The sequence below is a fragment of the Roseovarius pacificus genome (assembly GCF_900142665.1).
GTDB classification, from domain to species: domain Bacteria; phylum Pseudomonadota; class Alphaproteobacteria; order Rhodobacterales; family Rhodobacteraceae; genus Roseovarius; species Roseovarius pacificus.
The window spans coordinates 1-1326 of the sequence record NZ_FRBR01000048.1; the positions used below are offsets into that span (position 1 = coordinate 1).

At 57.6% G+C, this 1326-nt stretch carries 1 protein-coding gene and 1 other annotated feature; the gene reads right to left on the reverse strand.

The annotated features are described in order from the left end of the window. Positions 1-39: 39 nt before the first annotated feature. A protein-coding gene (locus BUB53_RS22165; RefSeq protein WP_143163313.1) for an IS3 family transposase occupies positions 40-1274 on the reverse strand; the annotation gives its coding sequence in 2 pieces (ribosomal slippage) (positions 40-980 and positions 980-1274; 1236 coding nt in all). Beyond that, positions 871-987, reverse strand: a sequence feature (AL1L pseudoknot). It overlaps the preceding gene by 117 nt. Positions 1275-1326: the final 52 nt, after the last annotated feature.

A 1326-nucleotide genomic window follows, 5' to 3' on the forward strand; every position in this document is an offset into this window, starting at 1 on the left:
TGAATCGTCCCGGTTTCACCGGAGACCTTTAGCTTCATTTCACGCGACCATATCGAGCACGTCGCGCTGTGCATAGAAGTTCTCTTCAGCCTCTGCTGGCGGGATGTTTCCGATGGGGCCAAGCAGACGTCTGTGGTTGAACCAATCGACCCATCCGAGCGTGGCCATTTCCAGATCTTGCATGTTGCGCCATGGACCTTGGCGGTGGACCAGCTCCGTTTTGTAGAGGCCGTTGATGGTTTCAGCGAGGGCGTTGTCATACGAGTCCCCGACGCTGCCGACCGATGGCTCAATGCCAGCTTCGGCCAAACGCTCAGTGTATCGAATGGACAAATATTGCCCGCCGCGATCCGAGTGATGAACTAATCCGCCCTTCTGGACGGGCCGTCGATCATGCAGGGCCTGTTCAAGAGCATCGAGGACAAAGTCTGTCTTGGCGGACCGTGAGACCCGCCATCCCACGATGCGATCAGCGAATGTGTCGATGACAAAAGCCACATAGACAAAGCCCTGCCATGTCGACACGTAGGTAAAATCGCTGACCCACAACAGGTTTGGCGATGGCGCCCGGAACACGCGGTTTACCTTGTCGCGCGGACAGGGCGCTGACGTGTCAGGGACCGTCGTCTTGACCACCTTTCCACGCACGGCACCACGGATGCCGATCTGTTTCATCAGCCGCTCCACCGTGCAACGCGCCAGATCAAAGCCCTCGCGCTTCAGCTGATGCCATGCCTTACGAACCCCGTAGACCTGGTAATTCTCATCCCAAACCCGTTTGATCTGCGGACGCAGCTCTGTGTCGCGCTGATGCCGCGCCGAAGCTTTGGCCGGATCGGCTTGGCACGCCAGGCGATGATAATATGTCGACGGCGCGATCGGCAGGACTCTACAGATCGACTCGACGCCGTAAACAATGCGCTGATCGTCAATGAAGGCGATCATCGCTTCAGTGGGCGGTCGAGTTCCGCCTGCGCAAAATATGCTGACGCCTTGCGCAGGATCTCATTCGCCTGGCGAAGCTCCCGGTTTTCCCGTTCCAGCGACTTAATGCGATCACGTTCTTCGGTTGTCACTCCGTCGCGCATGCCGCTGTCCTTCTCGGCCTGCTTGACCCATTCGCGCAGGGTCTGGGGAATACAGCCGATCTTCGGTGCAATGGCCGCAATCGCGCCCGCCTGCGTTTCGTATGAGCCTTGATGCTCAAACACCATCCGGACCGCACGTGCGCGGACCTCGGGTGAGTAGCGATTTGCCATTTTGCTTTTTGTCATAACCATCATCCTTACTTAAGTTGATGGTCTCCGACAAACTCGGGGCGATTCA